Raw genomic sequence first — 17,743 nt, 5'->3', positions numbered from 1 at the left:
AAAGCCCCTTCATCAGTAAGAGATGAAGGGGCTTTTGACGATTCAATCGATCAAATTATCTTTTATGAAATCCTTTATTATAATATACAAAAATGAGCAAGAAAATCCAGATAGGACCAACGATTAAAGCAATCCGTGTTTCTGGAAAATATGCCATAAGCACAAGTACAAGAACTAAGAATGCTAAAGCTAAATACGAGCCAAGTGGATAAAACAATGCCTTATATGTTAGTTTGGAAACCTCCCCTTTAGAAAGCGTCTTGCGGAATTTTAATTGGGACAATAGAATAATTCCCCAAGTCCAAACTGCTCCGAAAGTTGAAATGCTCGTTACCCATATAAATACTTTTTCAGGCACCAGATAATTCAATAGAACACCGAATAATAGTAATAAAGCAGAAAATAATACCGCCCTAGCCGGTACTCCAGCTCCATTTATCTTTTTGAAAGAAGGAGAGGCCTGGCTTTGTTCCGCCAAGTTAAATAACATCCGTCCCGTACTGAAAATTCCACTATTACAGCTAGAAAGTGCTGCTGTTAAAACAACAAAATTGATAATTCCTGCAGCTGGTCCTATACCGATTGCTTCGAACATTAAAACAAATGGACTTCCATTTTCACCAATTTCGTTCCAAGGATAGATAGACATAATAACGAAAAGAGCCCCAACATAAAAAATAAGAATACGCCAAAAAACTGTATCGATTGCACGCGGAATCACCGTTTTCGGATTTTTAGCTTCTCCTGCCGTAACTCCGATCATCTCTACACCTAAATAAGCGAACATGACCATTTGCAATGACATTAAAATTCCTGTAATACCATTAGGTGCGAACCCGCCATTAGACCATAAGTTGCTAATGCCTACACCTATACCACCATTACCTAATCCAAATATAATGACACCAAGCCCAACGAAAATCATTGCTAAAATTGCGATAATTTTTATAAGGGCAAACCAAAATTCAAACTCGCCATAAGCTTTCACAGCGATTAAGTTTACTAAAGTCATAATAACAAGTGCAGCTAATGCCCATATCCAACTTGGAGAGTCGGGATACCACATTTGCATATACACTCCGACTGCTGTAATTTCGGCCATACAGGTAACAACCCATAAAAACCAGTAATTCCAACCTGTGATATATCCTGCAAGCGGTCCTAAATAGTTTTTTGCATATCTACTAAATGATCCAGATACAGGATTATATACGGCCATTTCTCCAAGGGCACGCATAATGATAAAGATAAATAAACCACCAATTATGTATGAAACAAGTATTGCCGGTCCAGCTAATCGAATAGCCGTTGCAGAGCCTAAAAATAATCCGACGCCAATTGCTGCGCCTAATGACATGAGGGTGATATGCCGTTGTTCAAGTCCACGTTGTAGTTGCTGATTTCCACCCAAAGTTGTGTCACTCCTTTATTAAAATAATACTTTTGTTGTATAACACTTTAACATAAGAAAGTATGTTTGTGATACGGTTCATATGAACGAAATTGTGATAATATTATGTATATGCATGTAGGACGGGGGTCATGAAAATGCAAGCTATTACAATAAGACCCATTGCAGAAAAAGAGATTATTCGGCTTTGGGAGTTAAGTGCAAAAGAAATATCACCTGAATGGAAAAAATGGGATGCCCCATATTTTCCTTATGAACCGAAAACGTTAGAGCAATTTCTAGAGAAAAAGGATCAACTAATTCATCAAGATGATATGTGGGGCATTTATGTAGAAGATGAACTAGTAGGCTCGCTTTGCTATTACTGGGAGCATGAAGAATCGCTTTGGTTAGAGATGGGCATTGTTATTTATGATCCACAGTATTGGAGTGGTGGTATTGGAACGGAAGCCCTGCGTATGTGGATTACCCATTTGTTTAAAGAATTACCACTTGTACGTGTAGGCTATACAACTTGGTCTGGTAATGAACGCATGATTAAAGTCGGTGAAAAGTTAGGTATGACGATGGAAGCCCGCCTTCGCAAATGTCGTTATTATGATGGGGTTTACTATGATTCTATTCGAATGGGTTTACTCCGGGAAGAATGGGAAGGGCATGTATGACAGCTTTATTTGAAATGAAAAGCTTAACGAAAAACTATTGGCAAACAGAAACACAAATGGAATGTACTTATTTATTTTCCGATTTAACCGCTACTATAGATAGTTCGGAGCGTATAGCTTTACTAGGTAAATCTGGACAAGGGAAAAGTACGCTTTTACGCATGCTCGCACTATTGGATAATGCCGATAGTGGCGAAATCCGTTTTAATGGGGTTCAGGCCAAAGATATGGATACACGAGTCTGGCGTATGAAGATAACTTATGTAGCGCAACAAGCAGTTATGCTTCCTGGTACGATTGAAGAAAATTTAAAGACAGTTAGTAAATTACATAATGAAACATTTAACGACAAGCATGCACAAAAGCTAATGAAAGATGTTGGACTCGAATCGATTGATTGGGCAAAGAAAGCGGCCGACTTATCAGGGGGAGAGAAGCAGCGAATCGCTTTAGTACGTTCTTTACTACTTGCTCCTTCTATTTTATTGCTTGATGAAGTGACAGCATCTCTTGATCAGCAAAGTAAAGCTTATGTAGAAAATTTGTTGATCAAATGGAGTGAGGTTGAAAAAACTGCTTTTATTTGGGTAACGCATGATTTGGAACAAGCAAAAAAGGTGAGCGAACGAATTTGGTATATGGAAAACGGCACACTAGCAGTTGATTGCAAGACGGAATCATTTTTTGAACATCAACACTCATTTTCCGACTCGGTGATATTATGAGTTTATTAGCATTAACTTTTACATTATTATTTGTCGTTATTACGATGCTTTTGTCTGTTTGGCAAAAGCTTGACCTGGAAAAGGATATTGCGATTGGTACGGTGCGAGCGGCGATTCAGCTACTCGCTGTTGGATATGTGTTGCAATTTGTATTTCAATCGAAGAATCTGCTATTTATTGTATTAATTATTTGTATCATGATTGTCGTTGCCGCTCATAATGCAGCAAAGCGGGCAAAAGGTATGAGCGGAGTTGTTTGGAGAATTATTCTTTCGATTGCAACGATGGAAATATTAATGATGGGGCTTTTACTGAGCTTGCAAATTATTGAAGCAACCCCTCAATACATTATTCCGCTTAGTGGGATGACGATAGGGAATGCGATGGTTGCCTGTGGACTGTTTTTAACTCAATTAAAACGAGAAACAGAAAGTTCTAAAGGAGAAATCGAAACATTATTAGCCCTAGGTGCAACGAGTCGGCAGGCAGTTCAGGATGTGCTGAAACGATCCGTGAAGTTTTGTATGATTCCGACCATCGATGCGATGAAAACAGTCGGACTAGTTCAATTACCTGGGATGATGACCGGAATGATTATAGCCGGAGCAGATCCAGTAGAAGCCGTTCGCTATCAAATACTAATCATTTTTGTGTTTACTAGTTCTTCCGCAATTACGAGCATGATGCTAAGTGTGCTTTGTTATAAAAACTTATTCACAAAGGATTTGCAGCTGAAGAAGTGGAGTGAATAAAATGGAACCAATATTAATTGAGGAAACACCTGCTAAAGTTACGGTTAAGTACGATTCGGTAGCACTCGATTTGCCAGAGAGCATAAAGGAACAGCATGATAAGTTTTGGAACGACCAAATAAAAATCAATTCGCATTTACGCAATGGGGAAGTATTTACAATCACTAAAATTAAAAATACGGCAAAAGAACTGCAAGTGACGGTTGCGAAAACAGATTATAAACACTATTTATACACAATCCGTCACAAAGATTGCCCATTTCCTTGTAAAGTCATATTCACTTGTGTAGCCGTTATTACGACTGACAATTATATTGCTTTTGGTCGGATGAATGAATATACTTCGACACCTGGAAGACTGCAATTTACTGGTGGGGGATTAGACGAGACCGATTTAAATGGTTCTGTATTTGATTTGAAGAAAAGTATTGGGAAAGAATTAGAGGAGGAAATGGGTTTACATATTGAATCTTCTTATGTGAAATCATTTGCCCCTAGGTTTTTGAAAAGTAAAGGAGCCTATGATTTTTGGGCCGTAATGTTTGAGCTAAAAGTAGACTACACTTCGAATGAGTTACGAGTAATGTTCGACAAACATAATCGACGTTTAATAGTAAAGGGTGAGCACCCCGAATTTGAAGAGTTTGTGTTCGTATTATTAGAGAAGGCGGATGTATTAGACTTTATTGAAAACGATCATTCCTTAAAAGAAGACTATTTAAATCCTATTTTAATGAAATATGTGAGAAATTGATCTAATTTGAATATAAAAATGCAGGGAGGATAGTATTCCTCTCTGCATTTTTTATGGAAAATAATTTTAGTTGGAAAAAGGGAAGTTTAGTTGGTAAATTTAATGGTTTAGTTGTAATTTCAGCGCATTTAGTTGTAAAAATCGGAGTGATAGTTGTAAAAGGGAAAATTAGTAAAAAAACATAATCATTTTTTGAAAAATAATCATGTTTTTGGTCATATGAAACTACTTATCTTTTATTCACTTTATCCACTGCTCCATAATCATTACTTCTTTATTCGTTGCATCCATCTTGACGGTTCTGCCTATAGGCATTGTAAGCATTGGATGTGTATGGCAACAATCGAATTCTGCAAGTATCGGAATAGATGGTTTTCCAATCGTTTCTAGTAAAATATCATGCGGTTTTCGTCCAGTACCTTGATTGTCGAAAAGTTCATGCTTACCTAAAATAATTCCGGAAACCCGATCGAATACCCCGTTCAATTTTAAAAGGTTAAAATTCTTTTCTACAATGGAGGCGGTTTTCATCGTATCTTCGATTAATAGAATATCCCCTTCTTGTATGGTAGGCATATAAGGACTTCCCCAAATACCATACATAGCATTTAGATTGCCACCAATTAATCTACCTTGAGCAGTCCCTCCATTAACAGAAATTAAATTATTTGGTCTCAGTTGCTTGTTTTCTGTTTTGAGTTCCCAATTAATTGGCTCGTCTGTCCAGTAAGGAGGAGTAGGAACCGTAAAAGGAACTTGTTGTTCTTCTATTAATACTTCCTTGAAATACTCATATGTATAATCAACAAATGGCTCGAATTCGCCAAATGAAGGAACTAAAGCAGGACCATAGAACGTCGGTATTCCTGTTTGGGCGTATATTCCTAACAAAATAGCGGTAGCATCCGAATAACCAATCATAATTTTAGGATGTTTTTTAAAAGCTTCATAGTCAATATAAGTTAAAAGCGCATTAGAATTTGTTCCGCCGATTGTCGACATAATGCAACGAATATCTGGATTTCTTATAAGTTCGTTTAACTCATTTGCACGTTCGTGAATAGTTCCAGCTCGATAATAGTCATGCTTGCCGGTAAGATTACCTTCCACAATTTCAAAGCCTTGCGATTGTAAAAATGATTTGGCTCTTTGAAATCGTATTGGTGAAGAATGAGTGATTGGGGATGAAGGGGAGTAAATCCCGATTTTATCTCCCTTTTTTAAACGTTTTAACAAAGTCATATTTTGGTTCCTCCTTTTAAGTATTTCTATATTAATCATCCTTTTTCTCTAAGTAATTGCAAATCCATTTTTTTCGAGGTAAATATTTTTATGTAAAAGGAAATATTAATGAGGAATATGTGGCACTTTGTGAAATATTTAACTAATGGGATAGTTGGGATGGAGTACTTGCTTTTCGTTTCTTATATAATAGAAGTAATATCTGACGGAAAGGGCGCAGGTTAATATGCAGCTTATTATTACGTTTAGCATTTTAGCGATTAGTATCGTGTTATTTATAAGTAATCGAGTCCGAGCAGATTTGGTTGCTGTTTTGGCTTTATTGGCATTTGTTATTACTGGAATATTAGAACCCGCAGAGGCGCTTGCAGGGTTTTCCAATTCTGTTGTTATAATGATTGCAGGACTGTTTGTTGTAGGGGCAGGCATCGTGCGGACGGGTCTTGCACAGACCGCAGGGAATTTACTACTTAAGTGGTCGGGGAAAAGCGAAAAACGCTTATTTGTTTTATTGCTTATAATTACAGGTACGGTTGGGGCATTTATGAGTAATACAGGGACGGTTGCACTAATGCTTCCGATTGTTATTAGTATTGCAATCAGCATTAATAGCAGTCCATCTAAGTATTTAATACCGCTTTCGTATATCAGTAGTTTGTCGGGGCTTTTGACGTTAATTGCAACGCCAGCTAACTTAATCGTTAGCCAAGTACTTGTAGATAATGGCTACAAAAAGCTTGGATTTTTTGAGATTACACCTGTTGGAGTAATTGCTATTATTGTTGGTATTCTTTATTTTGTTGTTGCTCGAAATGTTGTCTTACCTAATGCAAAAAATAAAAATGCATTAAAGGATGGACATAAGCTCTCGCCGAAACAATTGGCAATCGACTATGAGCTTGGCGGAAACTTACATAAGCTTATAGTTCCGGAGCATTCACCGATGATTGGAAAGCAATTGGCGGAATTAAAGTTGCCAGCTAAGTATCATTTAGCCATTTTAAAAATTGACCGGAAATCGGTAGAAGGTATGAATCTGTTACCGATCACATATCAAGAAATGGCTGGGCCGACTAGTATCATTCATGCGAAGGATATTTTATTTGTCCAAGGTGCCTTTAGCAGCATGGAACAGCTAGCGAGTGATTTTTTATTAGATATAGATGCAGAAGATTCGGAAGCAGACGTGCTTGTTTCGAAACAGTTAGGGATCGCCGAAGTGCTTTTAACTCCCCATTCTAGCTTGATCAATGAAACAGTTGGTAGCATCGGCTTTCGGGAAAAGTATAATTTGAATATACTAGGTGTTAATCGTAAAGGAGATTATGTACTTAGTGAGATGGCAGATGTAAGGCTACGTTTTGGAGATGCGCTGTTAGTACAAGGAGCATGGGATGAAATAGAATTGCTATCAAAAGCGATGCAAGATGTCGTTGTAGTAGGACAACCGAAAGAACACGCAAGTATTGCTGCAGCAAGCGGGAAAGCCCCAATTGCAGGTGCTATTATGTTATTCATGATTATTCTAATGATTTCAGAAGTTTTCCCAGCTGTCATTTCTGTTTTAATTGGGGCAGTTTTAATGATTATTACTGGGTGCTTACGTAATATGGAAGATGCGTATGGAAAGATGAACTGGGAAAGTATTGTATTAATAGCGGCAATGCTCCCAATGGCTACTGCTCTTGAGAAAACGGGCGGAATGGTTATTCTTTCAGAAGGGATTATCGATCTGCTTGGTGGTTTTGGGGCAATGGGCGTACTTATCGGCATTTATTTTATAACGATGGTGTTTGGACAGTTCATAAGTAATACAGCTACGGCTGTTTTGTTTGCACCGATTGCCATGAGTGCAGCAATTAGTATGGGGGCAAATCCGTATACGTTTTTAATAGCGATCGCTGTTTCGTCTAGCATGGCGTTTGCCACACCAGTTGCGTCCCCAACAAATGCATTAGTGATGACAGCAGGGGGATACAAGTTTTTTGACTTTGTGAAAGCAGGAATTCCACTGCAAGCCGTCATGTTTATCGTCATGATGATAGTTATTCCGCTATTTTTCCCATTGTAATTATAGAAGAGGGTTTCTCTAATTGTAGAGAGACTCTTTTTTTGTTTGACAATTTGCTTAATTGTGATATAACTATTAATATTAAGCCCAATTCAAAGTAATTAAATAGGAATAATCTAATTTAAAAAGGGGTTAACAAATGGGTAGGGAGTTTGTTGATATTTTCGACGAGTGGGCGGATTCATACGAGGCTTCAGTTTCTGGAGAAGATCCGGAGTACCGGGATGTGTTTGAGGGGTATGAGAGCATATTAGAAGCAGTTACCAAACGGGTTTCAGGTACTATTATCGAATTTGGAACAGGGACCGGAAATTTAACTGCAAAGTTAATAGAAGCAGGTATTTCGGTTATCGGTATAGAACCTAATACTAAGATGCGTCAAGCGACAGCTATGCGCTTTCCTTTTATGAAAGTATTGGATGGTGACTTGTTGCAATTTGAAGCAGAAACAGAAAGTATCGATGCATTTGTTAGCACATATGTGTTTCACCATTTAACTGATTCGGAAAAAGGGGAAGCATTAAAAAAATATGCAGTGCTTTTACCGACAAATGGGAAAGTGGTATTTGCAGATACTGCTTTTATATCAGAGGATGCAAAACAAGCGCAAATCGTAAAAGAAAGAGCACGCGGGTTTCATCATGTAGCAGACGATCTAGAAAGAGAATATTATACGACGATCCCAATCTTAACAAAATTGTTTAACGAGGCAGGCTTTCAAGTGCAATTCACGCAAATGAATGATTTTGTTTGGTTAATGGATGCGAATAAATTTTAGGAGCGATAAATATGCAAAAAATGAATGTAGAAAGTTTTAACTTAGATCACACAAAGGTAGTAGCACCATTTGTCCGTTTAGCAGGTACAAAAGAAGGAATCCGCGGGGATGAAATTTATAAATACGATATTCGTTTTAAGCAGCCAAATAAAGAGCATATGAAAATGCCAGCTTTGCATTCATTAGAGCATTTGATGGCAGAGAATATTCGAAATCATACGAACCAAGTAGTAGACCTTAGTCCGATGGGATGCCAAACTGGTTTTTATTTATCGGTTATTAATCATGAAAACTATGAGGAAATTTTAGAGATTCTCGAAAAAACATTACAGGATGTGCTCCAAGCAACAGAGGTTCCTGCTTGCAATGAAGTGCAATGTGGATGGGCGGCGAGTCACAGCTTAGAAGGTGCGAAAGGAATTGCGACGGAAATGCTCGCTAAAAAAGATGAGTGGCGCCAAATCTATGAAGAGGAAGTATAATGAACTATTTTCGTAGTGTCCAGGAATTAATAGGAAGAACGCCTATCGTGGAAATTACGCATATTACTATTCCAAATAATTGTAGAATCTTTGCAAAGCTGGAATATTTAAATCCAGGTGGCAGTGTAAAGGACCGGCTCGGCCTATCTTTGATACAGGATGCTGAAAAATCCGGAAAGCTAGTGCCTGGTGGAACGATTATTGAACCTACTGCTGGAAATACAGGCATAGGTATTGCACTTGCCGCAATAGGAAAAGGGTACAAAGTAATCTTTGTCGTTCCTCAAAAGTTTAGTATGGAAAAACAAACATTGATGCGCGCGTTAGGAGCAGAAATAGTCAATACAGAGACGTCTCTTGGGATGCAAGGGGCAATCGATAAAGCACGAGAACTAGTTGGCACTATCCCAAATGCATTTTCACCTTCCCAATTTTCCAATTCCGCTAATCCAGCTACTTATGAAAAAACAATAGGGCCGGAAATTTGGAGAGACTTAGATGGGCAGATTGATGTGTTTGTTGCTGGTGCTGGTTCAGGGGGGACCTTTATGGGTACCTCTACATTTTTGAAAGAGCGCAATGCGAATATAAAAACAGTCATAGTAGAACCTGTTGGATCTATTTTAAATGGTGGGACAGCGGGTTCACACGTGACAGAAGGCATTGGAATGGAGTTTCTCCCTACCTTTATGGATCCATCTTATTTTGATGCGATTCATACTGTACGCGATGAAGATGCATTTGCACAACTTCGAGCACTATCCCAAAAAGAAGGATTGCTTGTTGGGAGTTCATCTGGAGCAGCTTTTTTTGCTGCCTTAAAAGAAGCTGAAATTGCAAAAGAAGGAAGCCACATTGTTACTATTTTCCCAGACTCAAGTGAGCGTTATTTAAGTCAAAATGTTTATCATGTGTTTAAGGAGGAAAAGTAAATGCGTGCGAAAACAAAACTGATTCATGCAGGTATTGTTGGCGATGAAGCAACTGGCGCTGTATCTACACCAATTTATCAAGTGAGTACGTACAAACAAGAAGCTGTCGGAAAGTTCAAAGGCTATGAATATTCCCGAACTGGAAATCCTACTCGTCATGCATTGGAAGTATTAATAAGCGAGTTAGAGGGCGGGGTTGCCGGATTTGCTTTTGCTTCGGGGATGGCTGCAACAAGTTCAGTCATGATGCTTTTTCAAAAAGGCGATCATGTCATTTTGACTGATGACGTATACGGCGGGACATTTCGTGTCATGTCGAAAGTATTAAATCGTTTCGGAATAGAGTCTACTTTTGTAGATACAAGTGATTTAGCCAACATGGAAGCAGCTATTCTAGAAAATACAAAAGCAATTTTTTTAGAAACTCCGACCAACCCTTTATTAAAAGTTACCGATATGGAAGCTGTGGCTAAGCTTGCAAAAGAAAAAAGTCTACTTACCATCGTGGATAATACGTTTATGACCCCTTATTTTCAACAACCAATAGCACTTGGAGCGGACATTGTTTTGCATAGCGCAACGAAGTATCTCGGTGGACATAGTGATGTAGTAGCTGGTTTAGCTGTTGTAAATTCAGAAAAGCTTGCGACTGATTTACATTTTGTACAAAACTCAGTTGGAGCAGTTCTTGGACCTCAAGATTCTTGGTTATTAATGCGTGGCATTAAAACATTAGGGCTTCGTATGGAAGAGCATCAGTCCAATGCACAGCGAATTGCTGAGTTCTTACAGGAACATAAAGCTGTTGAAAAAGTATATTATCCAGGTTTAGAGCAGCATCCAGGTCACGAGCTGATGAAAAAACAAACGACCGGCTTTGGTGGAATGATTTCCTTTGATGTTGGTAGTGGAGAAAAAGCTGATGCATTACTTGCTAAGCTTCGATACTTTACATTAGCAGAAAGTTTAGGGGCAGTGGAAAGTTTAATCTCTGTTCCATCAAGAATGACCCATGCTTCGATCCCACTTGAACGTAGGCTAGAACTAGGAATCACAGATGGACTTGTACGAATTTCCGTTGGGATTGAAGACGCGGAAGATTTGGTGGAGGATCTGGAGCAGGGTTTAGTCTAAATTGTATTCTGTAGTATTATAACAAATAATGAAAAAGGGAATGGGTAATCAATGATCACCTATTCCCTTTCTTTCTCCTTACAGATAAGCATTATGAAATGTATTTGAATAGGATAGGATATGTTTTACCAAAAAAATGCGGAAGCTAAAACGATTCCAGTAATAGCACCGAGCGCAATACCAAAGCCAACACCAAATCCTTCACCAAACCATCCTAGGCCATATCCACCAAATTCTGCGTCTGGTCGAATCCAAACTGTATTTCTGCTGACTCTCGTAACTTCCCCCACGTGAACACTACCATCGCGACATGTTATTCTCACTCTTTGCCCATGATATCTACAACATTGATTGTATAAATCAGATCGATTCATATTCGTCCTCCTCTCAATACAAATTACATACATGTATGTCCTACTAACATATGCGGTTAATGGTATGACACGAAAGACAATCGTCTATTGAAAATAGGAAGTCTCTAATAATATGAAAGGCAATCTTAAGATAAGAAAAAACAAAAAGGAAGAGATGCATGCCCGTAATTCAAACACAAAACCTTCTTTATAAATTTGTGGAATTATGTGAAGAAAAATCAGGAAGAGGGGCAGCTACTATACATGCGGAAATAATAGGAGCCCCTCTCAAAAAACTATTTCCCACTATAAACCCTGACCTTGTACAGTATGAACTATTAAGAAATGGTTTATTTCAGCCGGCAGAATGGAAAAATATCAAAGAGACTGTTCAACAAATGGAAGCGGAAAATGTATGGCAAACCGTAAAACAGGAATATAAATTATTAAAAAAACGGTGGGATGGTCCAAAAGTATCTATTTACATTTTCCCGGTAAAAAATGCAATTGCCAAACCAAATAAGAAAATACCTAAAAAAATAGTGTAGCTTATAGAGGGGCATTATTTTTGTTTTTATCTCCTAATCTACCCAAGGAAGAGATAAAGGCTCTCTTTGCACACGAGTACAATCATGTGTGCCGATTAGATTATTTGAATCTAGCTCCCGACAAGATTTCATTAATGGAGTCACTTATCATTGAAGGGCTTGGAGAATATGCGGTTAAGGATTTGTATGGTGAAGAGTGGCTAGCACCATGGATAAATTTTTATTCACATGAAGAAGCTGTTGCCATATGGAAAAAGTCTTTTTTACCTTCTTTACATGTGACTGGAGTTAAAAATCATCAAGATTTTTTATTCGGCAAAGTGGGAAGGCGTTTACCGAAATGGATTGGTTATCATATAGGATTTCATATAGTAGATAGTTTTCAAAAGAAACATGGTCCTTTTCCGAATAACTTATTATATAAGAAAACTTCGGAAGAATTAATCACTGGTTCAGATTTTCCTATGAAGATAAATGACATTTAAAAACGCGGAAGCCAATGAAATGATTGTATTGATATAAAAATTGATGGTGTTTATCCCATAGATCATAAAATTTAGATTGGATGCTATTGGATTGATTGATGTCATGAAGTTCACTTGGTGATAGTGTGGAAGGCACATCTAACATTTCAATTTTAGCAAATCCTGCTTGCTGTAGTTTGGATATCCACTGATCCTCCGTTAAAATATAGTGTATTCCGTATAAATTTCGCACTTCTTTTTGTAATGCTTCTGGTAAGTTTTGTTTAGCCGTCATCTCAATAATTATCAGCCTACCAGTATGTTTTAAGACTCGAGAAAGTTCATTTAATGTTTTCGATATATTAGTAAAGACGATTACTGATTCAGCAATGGCCACATCAAAAGAATCATCCGCAAACTTTAAATTTTCAGCGTCTCCCTCTATCAACTGGATAGGGGGATTATTATTTTTCAGTCGTTCTTCCGCTTTTTCAATCATAATGGGATGGTTATCAATCGCTGTAACTTGGCAGTGAAACCTTTCCGCTAAAAATGCTACAGTTTGCCCCGTTCCACATCCTACATCTAGTACAGCATCAGTTGGTTGGATATTTTCGGCTTCCAATATAGATTTGGTTAAGGCAAATCCTCCAGGATGTGCACCTCCTATACCAAAATAAGCTAACAAATCTAAATAGTCGTTAGTAATTGGATTTCCCTCCTTTCATTGGTACACATATAGTATGCTTGTCATTCCTATTGGAACTGTATGATTAAAAAAGACGGAATTTTGTAACTATATTACTGGAAAGAACGTACTAATAATAGAATGTATCGATACGGGGGAGATTAACATGAAAAAAATGGGCTTATTCCTTCTTTGTATTATGTTATTAGTATCTTGTGGTTCACAGACAATTATTGAGTGGGTTGACTTTATAAAAATAAATGGGAAGCAATATGATGCAGTCTATACTGCTGTGATTTCCGATTCGGTAAACATAGGAGAAAAAATGGGAGAAGTTAAGTTTAGAGTGGCGGGTAATGTTTCTAATCCAGGTTATCGGATTAAAGAGGGGGATGCAGCATTTTGGGAGAAAGGAACTGAAATATACAGTGTGAAAGATAGAGAGGGCTTAATTGCCATTCCAGATGAGTCTGAAATAAATGGCTATCGTATATACAAAACGGATGAGAACAATCTTAGCTATCATTACAAAGATATTAATCTGGAAGCAATCAATAAAGTCGAAATATACGGAGGGGACTATGAAACTCAACTCAATCATACGATTGTAAATGAACAAGAAATAGCAGAAATAGTAGCTATTCTTAATGAGGGAAAAACAAACGCTTCTTTTAATCCAAACACGACTAATGGTGATCCTACCAGATTCCAAATAGTTCTTTATAGCGAAGAACCGCTTGCAAATAAGTTCTCTTTATATAATGATGGCAATGTTTGGTTTTGGTATCCATGGGACACTTCCATTATCTCAAATGAAATAGAAAGTTATATTAGAAAAAAAGAATGACACAGTAAACATCCTCGTTAAAACAAATGCAGGGTCTCTTTTTATGTATAGCGAAATAAAGGATTTTACGAAGTTATTAGAGAATGTCATATAAATATATAGAGGAGGGAAATTAGTTTGAGCAAGCATTTTTTAAGCATATCTATTGTTTTGTTGAGCATTGCTATCTTTTTCTTAGCTTTTCAGCTAGGAAACAGTGTTTCAATGGAGGAAAAGGAACCGGTACAAATTGTGGATAGTTCAGCTAAAGGATTACTAACATTAGAGGAAGCTGCATCTTACTTGAATATAAATAAAGAAAAGTTAACGTCTATTATTCAGAAACAAGACAGTAGTAGAGAAGTACTCTCCAGCTTTGATACGTACGAGTATATTCCTTATATTCAAATTGGTGAGGAAAAATATTTTAATCAAGAACAAATCGACGAATGGATTCGATACAACACAGTGATATGGAAGGAAGTTGAATAGTAAGATGAGTAGCGTTTTAGTAAGTAGTCATGTGTTTTTACGTGAAATGGAAGAAAAGGATTGGATGGATGTTCATAAATACGCCTCCATGGAAGCGGTCTGCAAATATCAACCTTGGGGACCAAACAGTGAAGAAGAATCAAAGGATTTTGTAAATCAAGTGCTCACGGATGCAAAAAGAGTAGAACGAACACGATTTGTTTTTTCAATCGTTGAAAAGGAAACAGGAAGCATGGTTGGAGCAGGAGAGTTTAATATCCGAGATAGCCAAAATAAGACTGGCGAGATTGGATATATTGTAAATCCAGATTATTGGGGAAAAGGGTTAGCTACAGAGACAGCAAAGGTTTTAGTTGATTTTGGTTTTGAACAATTAAATCTTCATCGCATTTTTGCAACCTGTGACCCTAGGAATATAGCTTCAGCCAAGGTGCTCGAAAAAACAGGGATGGTTCAAGAAGGTAGAATGCGTGAAGACCTACTTTTAAAAGATGGATGGAGGGATTCATTTTTATATAGTATTTTATATCACGAATGGAAAAGTAATTTTTTCAAGGCAGGAGGTAATATATAATGGATTATGTTTACCATATGGTTCCCAGCAAAATGATTGACGATAAGCTGTTATCGTTGAATAGTTTTTTGTGGAACCTCTAAGGCAATTTGTTCTGGGCTACGCGTAGCCTATATGGTGTATAGCGATGCCTTTCATCAGAAGGTTTTGCAATCTATCTATACAATAAATGTAAAAACTTCTTCGTTCGATGCAGATGTAATTACCGAATTGATTCTCTCAGGGGTAGCATCTTAAACGGGAATACGTGTTTTTCACTCCGATCGATTTATGAGTGGACGTTCGTCAAAGTATTATTATTTACGTATAGCGCTCTCCTCTACGAACTCATTAGAGGAGTTACAAATAGGATTAGAAACACTCAAACAGTATTTCGACTCGGACAAGTAGACAAGCTTAAAAATTTTATACCAGTTTACCTATTATAAGCTGGTTCATAAAGTAGACTGATAAGCTAATTTAAACACCATTTTATTTAGAGCTAGAAGGTTGAAAATATATTTGTATAAGGAGAAAAGCAATGTTACAATCACTGATTTTTGATATGGATGGAACATTATTTCAAACAGATAAAATTCTAGAATTGTCGTTGGATGATACTTTTAATTATTTACGTTCATTAAATAAGTGGGATTCAGTAACTCCTATTGATAAATACCGCGAAATTATGGGTGTACCTTTACCAAAAGTTTGGGAGGCTTTGTTACCTAATCATTCGATTGAAGTAAGAGAGCAAGTGGATGCTTATTTTTTAGAAAGATTAATAGAAAACATAAAAAGCGGAAAAGGAGCTTTATATCCTAACGTACAGGAAGTTTTCCGTTATCTAAAAGAAAATAATTATTCCATCTACATAGCAAGTAATGGTTTAACAGAATACTTAAAAGCAATTGTGCATTATTATAATTTGGATAATTGGGTTACGGAGACATTTAGTATTCAACAAATAAAGACGCTTGATAAAGGTGATTTAGTTAAAACAATTATCGAAAAATATGATATTAAAAAAGCTGCGGTAGTTGGAGATCGTCTATCTGATATCAATGCTGCTATGGATAATGGTCTAATATCTATTGGCTGTAATTTTGATTTTGCACAAGAGGATGAACTTGCACAAGCAGATTTAGTAATAGATGATTTGATAGAATTAAAAACAATTGTACATAAATTATAAAAAGTTTTAAGAACTAATGTGGGGAGCCGTAGGATTTATGGCTCCCCATGATTTTTTACGAATCGAAAAAAGCTGTAAATAGTTTCTTCGAGAACCTATAAATGCCGATATCTTCACTAAAATAATTGCAACATTTTATTCTTCATTCATTAATAGAAATTTTAAGGGGATAATACTGAAGATTTGACTAATTTAAACTTTTCCATCCACAAAAAAACTTGTTGAATAATTATGCGTAAGGGTCTATATTGTATACATGCTAAAAAAACAGTCAAAGACGGACGGAGATATTTCTACTACTAGTACGAGTAGATATCGTTCAGCTCTTTGTTAACTAATAGAATAACTTATGGAAAAGTGAAGGTGAACAGTTTGAGTAGCTGGTTAGAATTATATGATCAAATGGGAGATTATCTAGCACCAAGTATGGCAAAGGATCATCCAAATATACCGATCGTGAAAGAAGAAGGCTGTTATTACTATGGTGCAGACGGTAAAACGTATTTAGATTTTACCTCTGGGATTGCGGTAGCTAATACCGGGCATCGTCATCCAAAAGTGGTACAAAGTATTAAGGATGCGGCGGATCAGCTTGTACACGGTCCATCTGGAGTTATTATGTACGAATCTATTTTACAGCTATCCAAAAATCTAGGCGATGTTCTGCCAGGTAACTTAGATTGCTTTTTCTTTGCAAATAGTGGAACCGAAGCAATTGAAGGAGCATTAAAACTTGCGAAATTCGTAACAGAACGTCCGTATGTTGTATCCTTTACCGGTTGTTTTCACGGTCGTTCTCTAGGGGCTTTAGGTGTGACAACATCTAAAAGTAAATATCGTAAATTTTTACAGCCATCGCATCTGTCTTATCAAATTCCGTATGCAGACGTAAAAGGCTGTCCAGCTGGAGTGGATCCTGAGATTTACTGTGTAGAACAGTTAGAAAAAGATTTTACACGTTTATTCAAACACCAAGTGACACCAGAAGAAGTGGCTTGTGTTATTTTAGAGCCAGTGCTTGGAGAAGGTGGGTATATCATCCCTCCGAAGGCATGGGTAAAGAAAATTCGAGAAATTTGTGATGAGCATGGCATTTTATTAATTTTTGATGAGGTGCAAACAGGTTTCGGTCGTACAGGCGAATGGTTTGCAGCACAATACTTTGGTGTAACACCAGACATTATGGCAATCGCAAAAGGTATCGCATCTGGTCTACCATTAAGTGCGACAGTCGCTTCCAAAGAATTAATGAAAAAATGGCCACTCGGCATGCATGGTACTACATTTGGAGGTAATCCGATTGCATGTTCAGTTGCTTTAACAACTTTAGAAATACTTCACGAGGAAAATCTTGTGGATAACTCAAAAGTGGTTGGAGCATATGCAGCAGAACAGTTAAAGAAAATGCAAGCAAAATATCCTATTATAAGCGATATCCGTTCTGTCGGTTTAATGATCGGAATTGAAATTTCCAATCCGGAAACTGGCAAGGTTGATGGACAAGCTGTTATGGAAATTCTAGATTATGCATTAGAAGAAGGCGTGTTGTTCTACTTATGCGGGAACGAAGGGGAAGTTATTCGAATGATTCCTCCTTTAACCATAACAAAAGAACAAATAGATGATGGTTTAGGAATGCTTGAAAAGGCTATTAACCGTTATATGGAGGAGAAATAAT

21 protein-coding genes are annotated in these 17,743 nt (G+C 37.2%); 17 read left to right on the top strand and 4 right to left on the bottom strand.

All coding sequences use genetic code 11. The features are described 5' to 3' along the window. Positions 1 to 55 precede the first annotated feature (55 nt). Positions 56 to 1,357, bottom strand: a complete 1,302-nt coding sequence (locus OR571_RS06140; protein WP_481900366.1) for an amino acid permease — start codon at positions 1,355 to 1,357, stop codon at positions 56 to 58. Positions 1,358 to 1,548: 191 nt separating this feature from the next. Between OR571_RS06140 and OR571_RS06135 the strand changes: the two genes are divergently transcribed. Genes OR571_RS06135 through OR571_RS06115 form a run of 5 tightly spaced genes read left to right on the top strand, consistent with a single transcriptional unit; the run spans position 1,549 to position 4,492 of the window. Next, positions 1,549 to 2,076, top strand: coding sequence for a GNAT family N-acetyltransferase (locus OR571_RS06135; protein ID WP_282241987.1), 528 nt, complete (start codon positions 1,549 to 1,551; stop codon positions 2,074 to 2,076). Further along, on the top strand, positions 2,073 to 2,801 hold the full coding sequence (locus OR571_RS06130) for an ABC transporter ATP-binding protein (RefSeq protein WP_282241986.1): 729 nt from the start codon (positions 2,073 to 2,075) through the stop codon (positions 2,799 to 2,801). The genes OR571_RS06135 and OR571_RS06130 overlap by 4 nt, the downstream gene beginning before the upstream one ends. Next, positions 2,798 to 3,553, top strand: coding sequence for an ABC transporter permease (locus tag OR571_RS06125; RefSeq protein ID WP_282241985.1), 756 nt, complete (start codon positions 2,798 to 2,800; stop codon positions 3,551 to 3,553). Before OR571_RS06130 ends, OR571_RS06125 begins: the two co-directional genes overlap by 4 nt. 1 nt (position 3,554) lies before the next feature. After that, positions 3,555 to 4,307 (top strand): hypothetical protein, encoded by a 753-nt coding sequence (locus OR571_RS06120; RefSeq protein WP_282241984.1) that lies wholly within the window; start codon positions 3,555 to 3,557, stop codon positions 4,305 to 4,307. Positions 4,308 to 4,360: 53 nt separating this feature from the next. Further along, positions 4,361 to 4,492, top strand: a complete 132-nt coding sequence (locus OR571_RS06115) for a hypothetical protein (RefSeq protein ID WP_282241983.1) — start codon at positions 4,361 to 4,363, stop codon at positions 4,490 to 4,492. A gap of 55 nt (positions 4,493 to 4,547) precedes the next feature. On the opposite strand, the gene OR571_RS06110 is transcribed toward OR571_RS06115, so the two are convergent. Further along, the gene (locus tag OR571_RS06110; RefSeq protein WP_282241982.1) at positions 4,548 to 5,549 is read right to left on the bottom strand and encodes a S66 family peptidase; all 1,002 of its coding nucleotides are present in this window, start codon (positions 5,547 to 5,549) and stop codon (positions 4,548 to 4,550) included. A gap of 226 nt (positions 5,550 to 5,775) precedes the next feature. Here OR571_RS06110 and OR571_RS06105 point away from each other — a divergent pair, with 226 nt between their 5' ends. The 5 genes from OR571_RS06105 to OR571_RS06085 all read left to right on the top strand — a co-directional run bounded on the left by OR571_RS06105 (position 5,776) and on the right by OR571_RS06085 (position 10,946). Further along, on the top strand, positions 5,776 to 7,620 hold the full coding sequence (locus OR571_RS06105; protein ID WP_282241981.1) for an SLC13 family permease: 1,845 nt from the start codon (positions 5,776 to 5,778) through the stop codon (positions 7,618 to 7,620). Between the two features lie 139 nt (positions 7,621 to 7,759). Then, positions 7,760 to 8,398, top strand: coding sequence for a class I SAM-dependent DNA methyltransferase (locus tag OR571_RS06100; protein WP_282241980.1), 639 nt, complete (start codon positions 7,760 to 7,762; stop codon positions 8,396 to 8,398). Between the two features lie 11 nt (positions 8,399 to 8,409). Then, on the top strand, positions 8,410 to 8,880 hold the full coding sequence (locus OR571_RS06095; protein ID WP_282241979.1) for an S-ribosylhomocysteine lyase: 471 nt from the start codon (positions 8,410 to 8,412) through the stop codon (positions 8,878 to 8,880). Continuing rightward, a complete protein-coding gene (locus tag OR571_RS06090) occupies positions 8,880 to 9,812 on the top strand; it encodes a PLP-dependent cysteine synthase family protein (RefSeq protein WP_282241978.1) in 933 nt (310 codons plus the stop codon). Before OR571_RS06095 ends, OR571_RS06090 begins: the two co-directional genes overlap by 1 nt. After that, on the top strand, positions 9,813 to 10,946 hold the full coding sequence (locus tag OR571_RS06085; RefSeq protein WP_282241977.1) for a bifunctional cystathionine gamma-lyase/homocysteine desulfhydrase: 1,134 nt from the start codon (positions 9,813 to 9,815) through the stop codon (positions 10,944 to 10,946). Positions 10,947 to 11,071: 125 nt separating this feature from the next. On the opposite strand, the gene OR571_RS06080 is transcribed toward OR571_RS06085, so the two are convergent. Next, a complete protein-coding gene (locus tag OR571_RS06080; protein WP_142540700.1) occupies positions 11,072 to 11,320 on the bottom strand; it encodes a hypothetical protein in 249 nt (82 codons plus the stop codon). Between the two features lie 158 nt (positions 11,321 to 11,478). On the opposite strand from OR571_RS06080, the gene OR571_RS06075 reads away from it, so the two are divergent. Further along, entirely contained in the window at positions 11,479 to 11,847 is a 369-nt protein-coding gene (locus OR571_RS06075; RefSeq protein WP_282241976.1) for a DUF2268 domain-containing putative Zn-dependent protease, read from the top strand. A gap of 20 nt (positions 11,848 to 11,867) precedes the next feature. Beyond that, positions 11,868 to 12,332: a DUF2268 domain-containing putative Zn-dependent protease gene (locus tag OR571_RS06070; RefSeq protein ID WP_282241975.1), complete on the top strand. Its 465-nt coding sequence runs from the start codon at positions 11,868 to 11,870 to the stop codon at positions 12,330 to 12,332. On the opposite strand, the gene OR571_RS06065 is transcribed toward OR571_RS06070, so the two are convergent. Beyond that, positions 12,310 to 12,999, bottom strand: coding sequence for a class I SAM-dependent methyltransferase (locus OR571_RS06065; RefSeq protein ID WP_282241974.1), 690 nt, complete (start codon positions 12,997 to 12,999; stop codon positions 12,310 to 12,312). The two genes, OR571_RS06070 and OR571_RS06065, sit on opposite strands and share 23 nt — an antisense overlap. 166 nt (positions 13,000 to 13,165) lie before the next feature. Here OR571_RS06065 and OR571_RS06060 point away from each other — a divergent pair, with 166 nt between their 5' ends. The 5 genes from OR571_RS06060 (at position 13,166) to OR571_RS06035 (ending at position 17,742) form a co-directional block, all read left to right on the top strand. Beyond that, positions 13,166 to 13,846: a hypothetical protein gene (locus tag OR571_RS06060; RefSeq protein WP_282241973.1), complete on the top strand. Its 681-nt coding sequence runs from the start codon at positions 13,166 to 13,168 to the stop codon at positions 13,844 to 13,846. A gap of 117 nt (positions 13,847 to 13,963) precedes the next feature. After that, the gene (locus tag OR571_RS06055; RefSeq protein ID WP_282241972.1) at positions 13,964 to 14,317 is read left to right on the top strand and encodes a helix-turn-helix domain-containing protein; all 354 of its coding nucleotides are present in this window, start codon (positions 13,964 to 13,966) and stop codon (positions 14,315 to 14,317) included. A 4-nt stretch (positions 14,318 to 14,321) separates the two neighbouring features. Continuing rightward, positions 14,322 to 14,891, top strand: a complete 570-nt coding sequence (locus tag OR571_RS06050; protein WP_282241971.1) for a GNAT family N-acetyltransferase — start codon at positions 14,322 to 14,324, stop codon at positions 14,889 to 14,891. 520 nt (positions 14,892 to 15,411) lie between these two features. After that, positions 15,412 to 16,065: an HAD family hydrolase gene (locus OR571_RS06040; protein WP_282241970.1), complete on the top strand. Its 654-nt coding sequence runs from the start codon at positions 15,412 to 15,414 to the stop codon at positions 16,063 to 16,065. Positions 16,066 to 16,437: 372 nt separating this feature from the next. Next, positions 16,438 to 17,742 (top strand): aspartate aminotransferase family protein, encoded by a 1,305-nt coding sequence (locus tag OR571_RS06035; protein ID WP_282241969.1) that lies wholly within the window; start codon positions 16,438 to 16,440, stop codon positions 17,740 to 17,742. Position 17,743: the final 1 nt, after the last annotated feature.

The sequence above is a fragment of the Psychrobacillus sp. NEAU-3TGS genome, from assembly GCF_029955155.1.
Classification (GTDB): domain Bacteria; phylum Bacillota; class Bacilli; order Bacillales_A; family Planococcaceae; genus Psychrobacillus.
The sequence above is the reverse complement of the archived record's forward strand: the minus strand, read 5'-3'. Positions and strand labels throughout refer to the sequence as shown.

What these genes read in the sequence shown, in the direction of transcription:
- OR571_RS06140 (WP_481900366.1), bottom strand. Translation starts at nt 1,357, where the DNA reads ATGTCATTAGGCGCAGCAATTGGCGTCGGATTATTTTTAGGCTCTGCA.
- OR571_RS06135 (WP_282241987.1), top strand. Translation starts at nt 1,549, where the DNA reads ATGCAAGCTATTACAATAAGACCCATTGCAGAAAAAGAGATTATTCGG.
- OR571_RS06130 (WP_282241986.1), top strand. Translation starts at nt 2,073, where the DNA reads ATGACAGCTTTATTTGAAATGAAAAGCTTAACGAAAAACTATTGGCAA.
- OR571_RS06125 (WP_282241985.1), top strand. Translation starts at nt 2,798, where the DNA reads ATGAGTTTATTAGCATTAACTTTTACATTATTATTTGTCGTTATTACG.
- OR571_RS06120 (WP_282241984.1), top strand. Translation starts at nt 3,555, where the DNA reads ATGGAACCAATATTAATTGAGGAAACACCTGCTAAAGTTACGGTTAAG.
- OR571_RS06115 (WP_282241983.1), top strand. Translation starts at nt 4,361, where the DNA reads ATGGAAAATAATTTTAGTTGGAAAAAGGGAAGTTTAGTTGGTAAATTT.
- OR571_RS06110 (WP_282241982.1), bottom strand. Translation starts at nt 5,549, where the DNA reads ATGACTTTGTTAAAACGTTTAAAAAAGGGAGATAAAATCGGGATTTAC.
- OR571_RS06105 (WP_282241981.1), top strand. Translation starts at nt 5,776, where the DNA reads ATGCAGCTTATTATTACGTTTAGCATTTTAGCGATTAGTATCGTGTTA.
- OR571_RS06100 (WP_282241980.1), top strand. Translation starts at nt 7,760, where the DNA reads ATGGGTAGGGAGTTTGTTGATATTTTCGACGAGTGGGCGGATTCATAC.
- OR571_RS06095 (WP_282241979.1), top strand. Translation starts at nt 8,410, where the DNA reads ATGCAAAAAATGAATGTAGAAAGTTTTAACTTAGATCACACAAAGGTA.
- OR571_RS06090 (WP_282241978.1), top strand. Translation starts at nt 8,880, where the DNA reads ATGAACTATTTTCGTAGTGTCCAGGAATTAATAGGAAGAACGCCTATC.
- OR571_RS06085 (WP_282241977.1), top strand. Translation starts at nt 9,813, where the DNA reads ATGCGTGCGAAAACAAAACTGATTCATGCAGGTATTGTTGGCGATGAA.
- OR571_RS06080 (WP_142540700.1), bottom strand. Translation starts at nt 11,320, where the DNA reads ATGAATCGATCTGATTTATACAATCAATGTTGTAGATATCATGGGCAA.
- OR571_RS06075 (WP_282241976.1), top strand. Translation starts at nt 11,479, where the DNA reads ATGCCCGTAATTCAAACACAAAACCTTCTTTATAAATTTGTGGAATTA.
- OR571_RS06060 (WP_282241973.1), top strand. Translation starts at nt 13,166, where the DNA reads ATGAAAAAAATGGGCTTATTCCTTCTTTGTATTATGTTATTAGTATCT.
- OR571_RS06050 (WP_282241971.1), top strand. Translation starts at nt 14,322, where the DNA reads ATGAGTAGCGTTTTAGTAAGTAGTCATGTGTTTTTACGTGAAATGGAA.
- OR571_RS06040 (WP_282241970.1), top strand. Translation starts at nt 15,412, where the DNA reads ATGTTACAATCACTGATTTTTGATATGGATGGAACATTATTTCAAACA.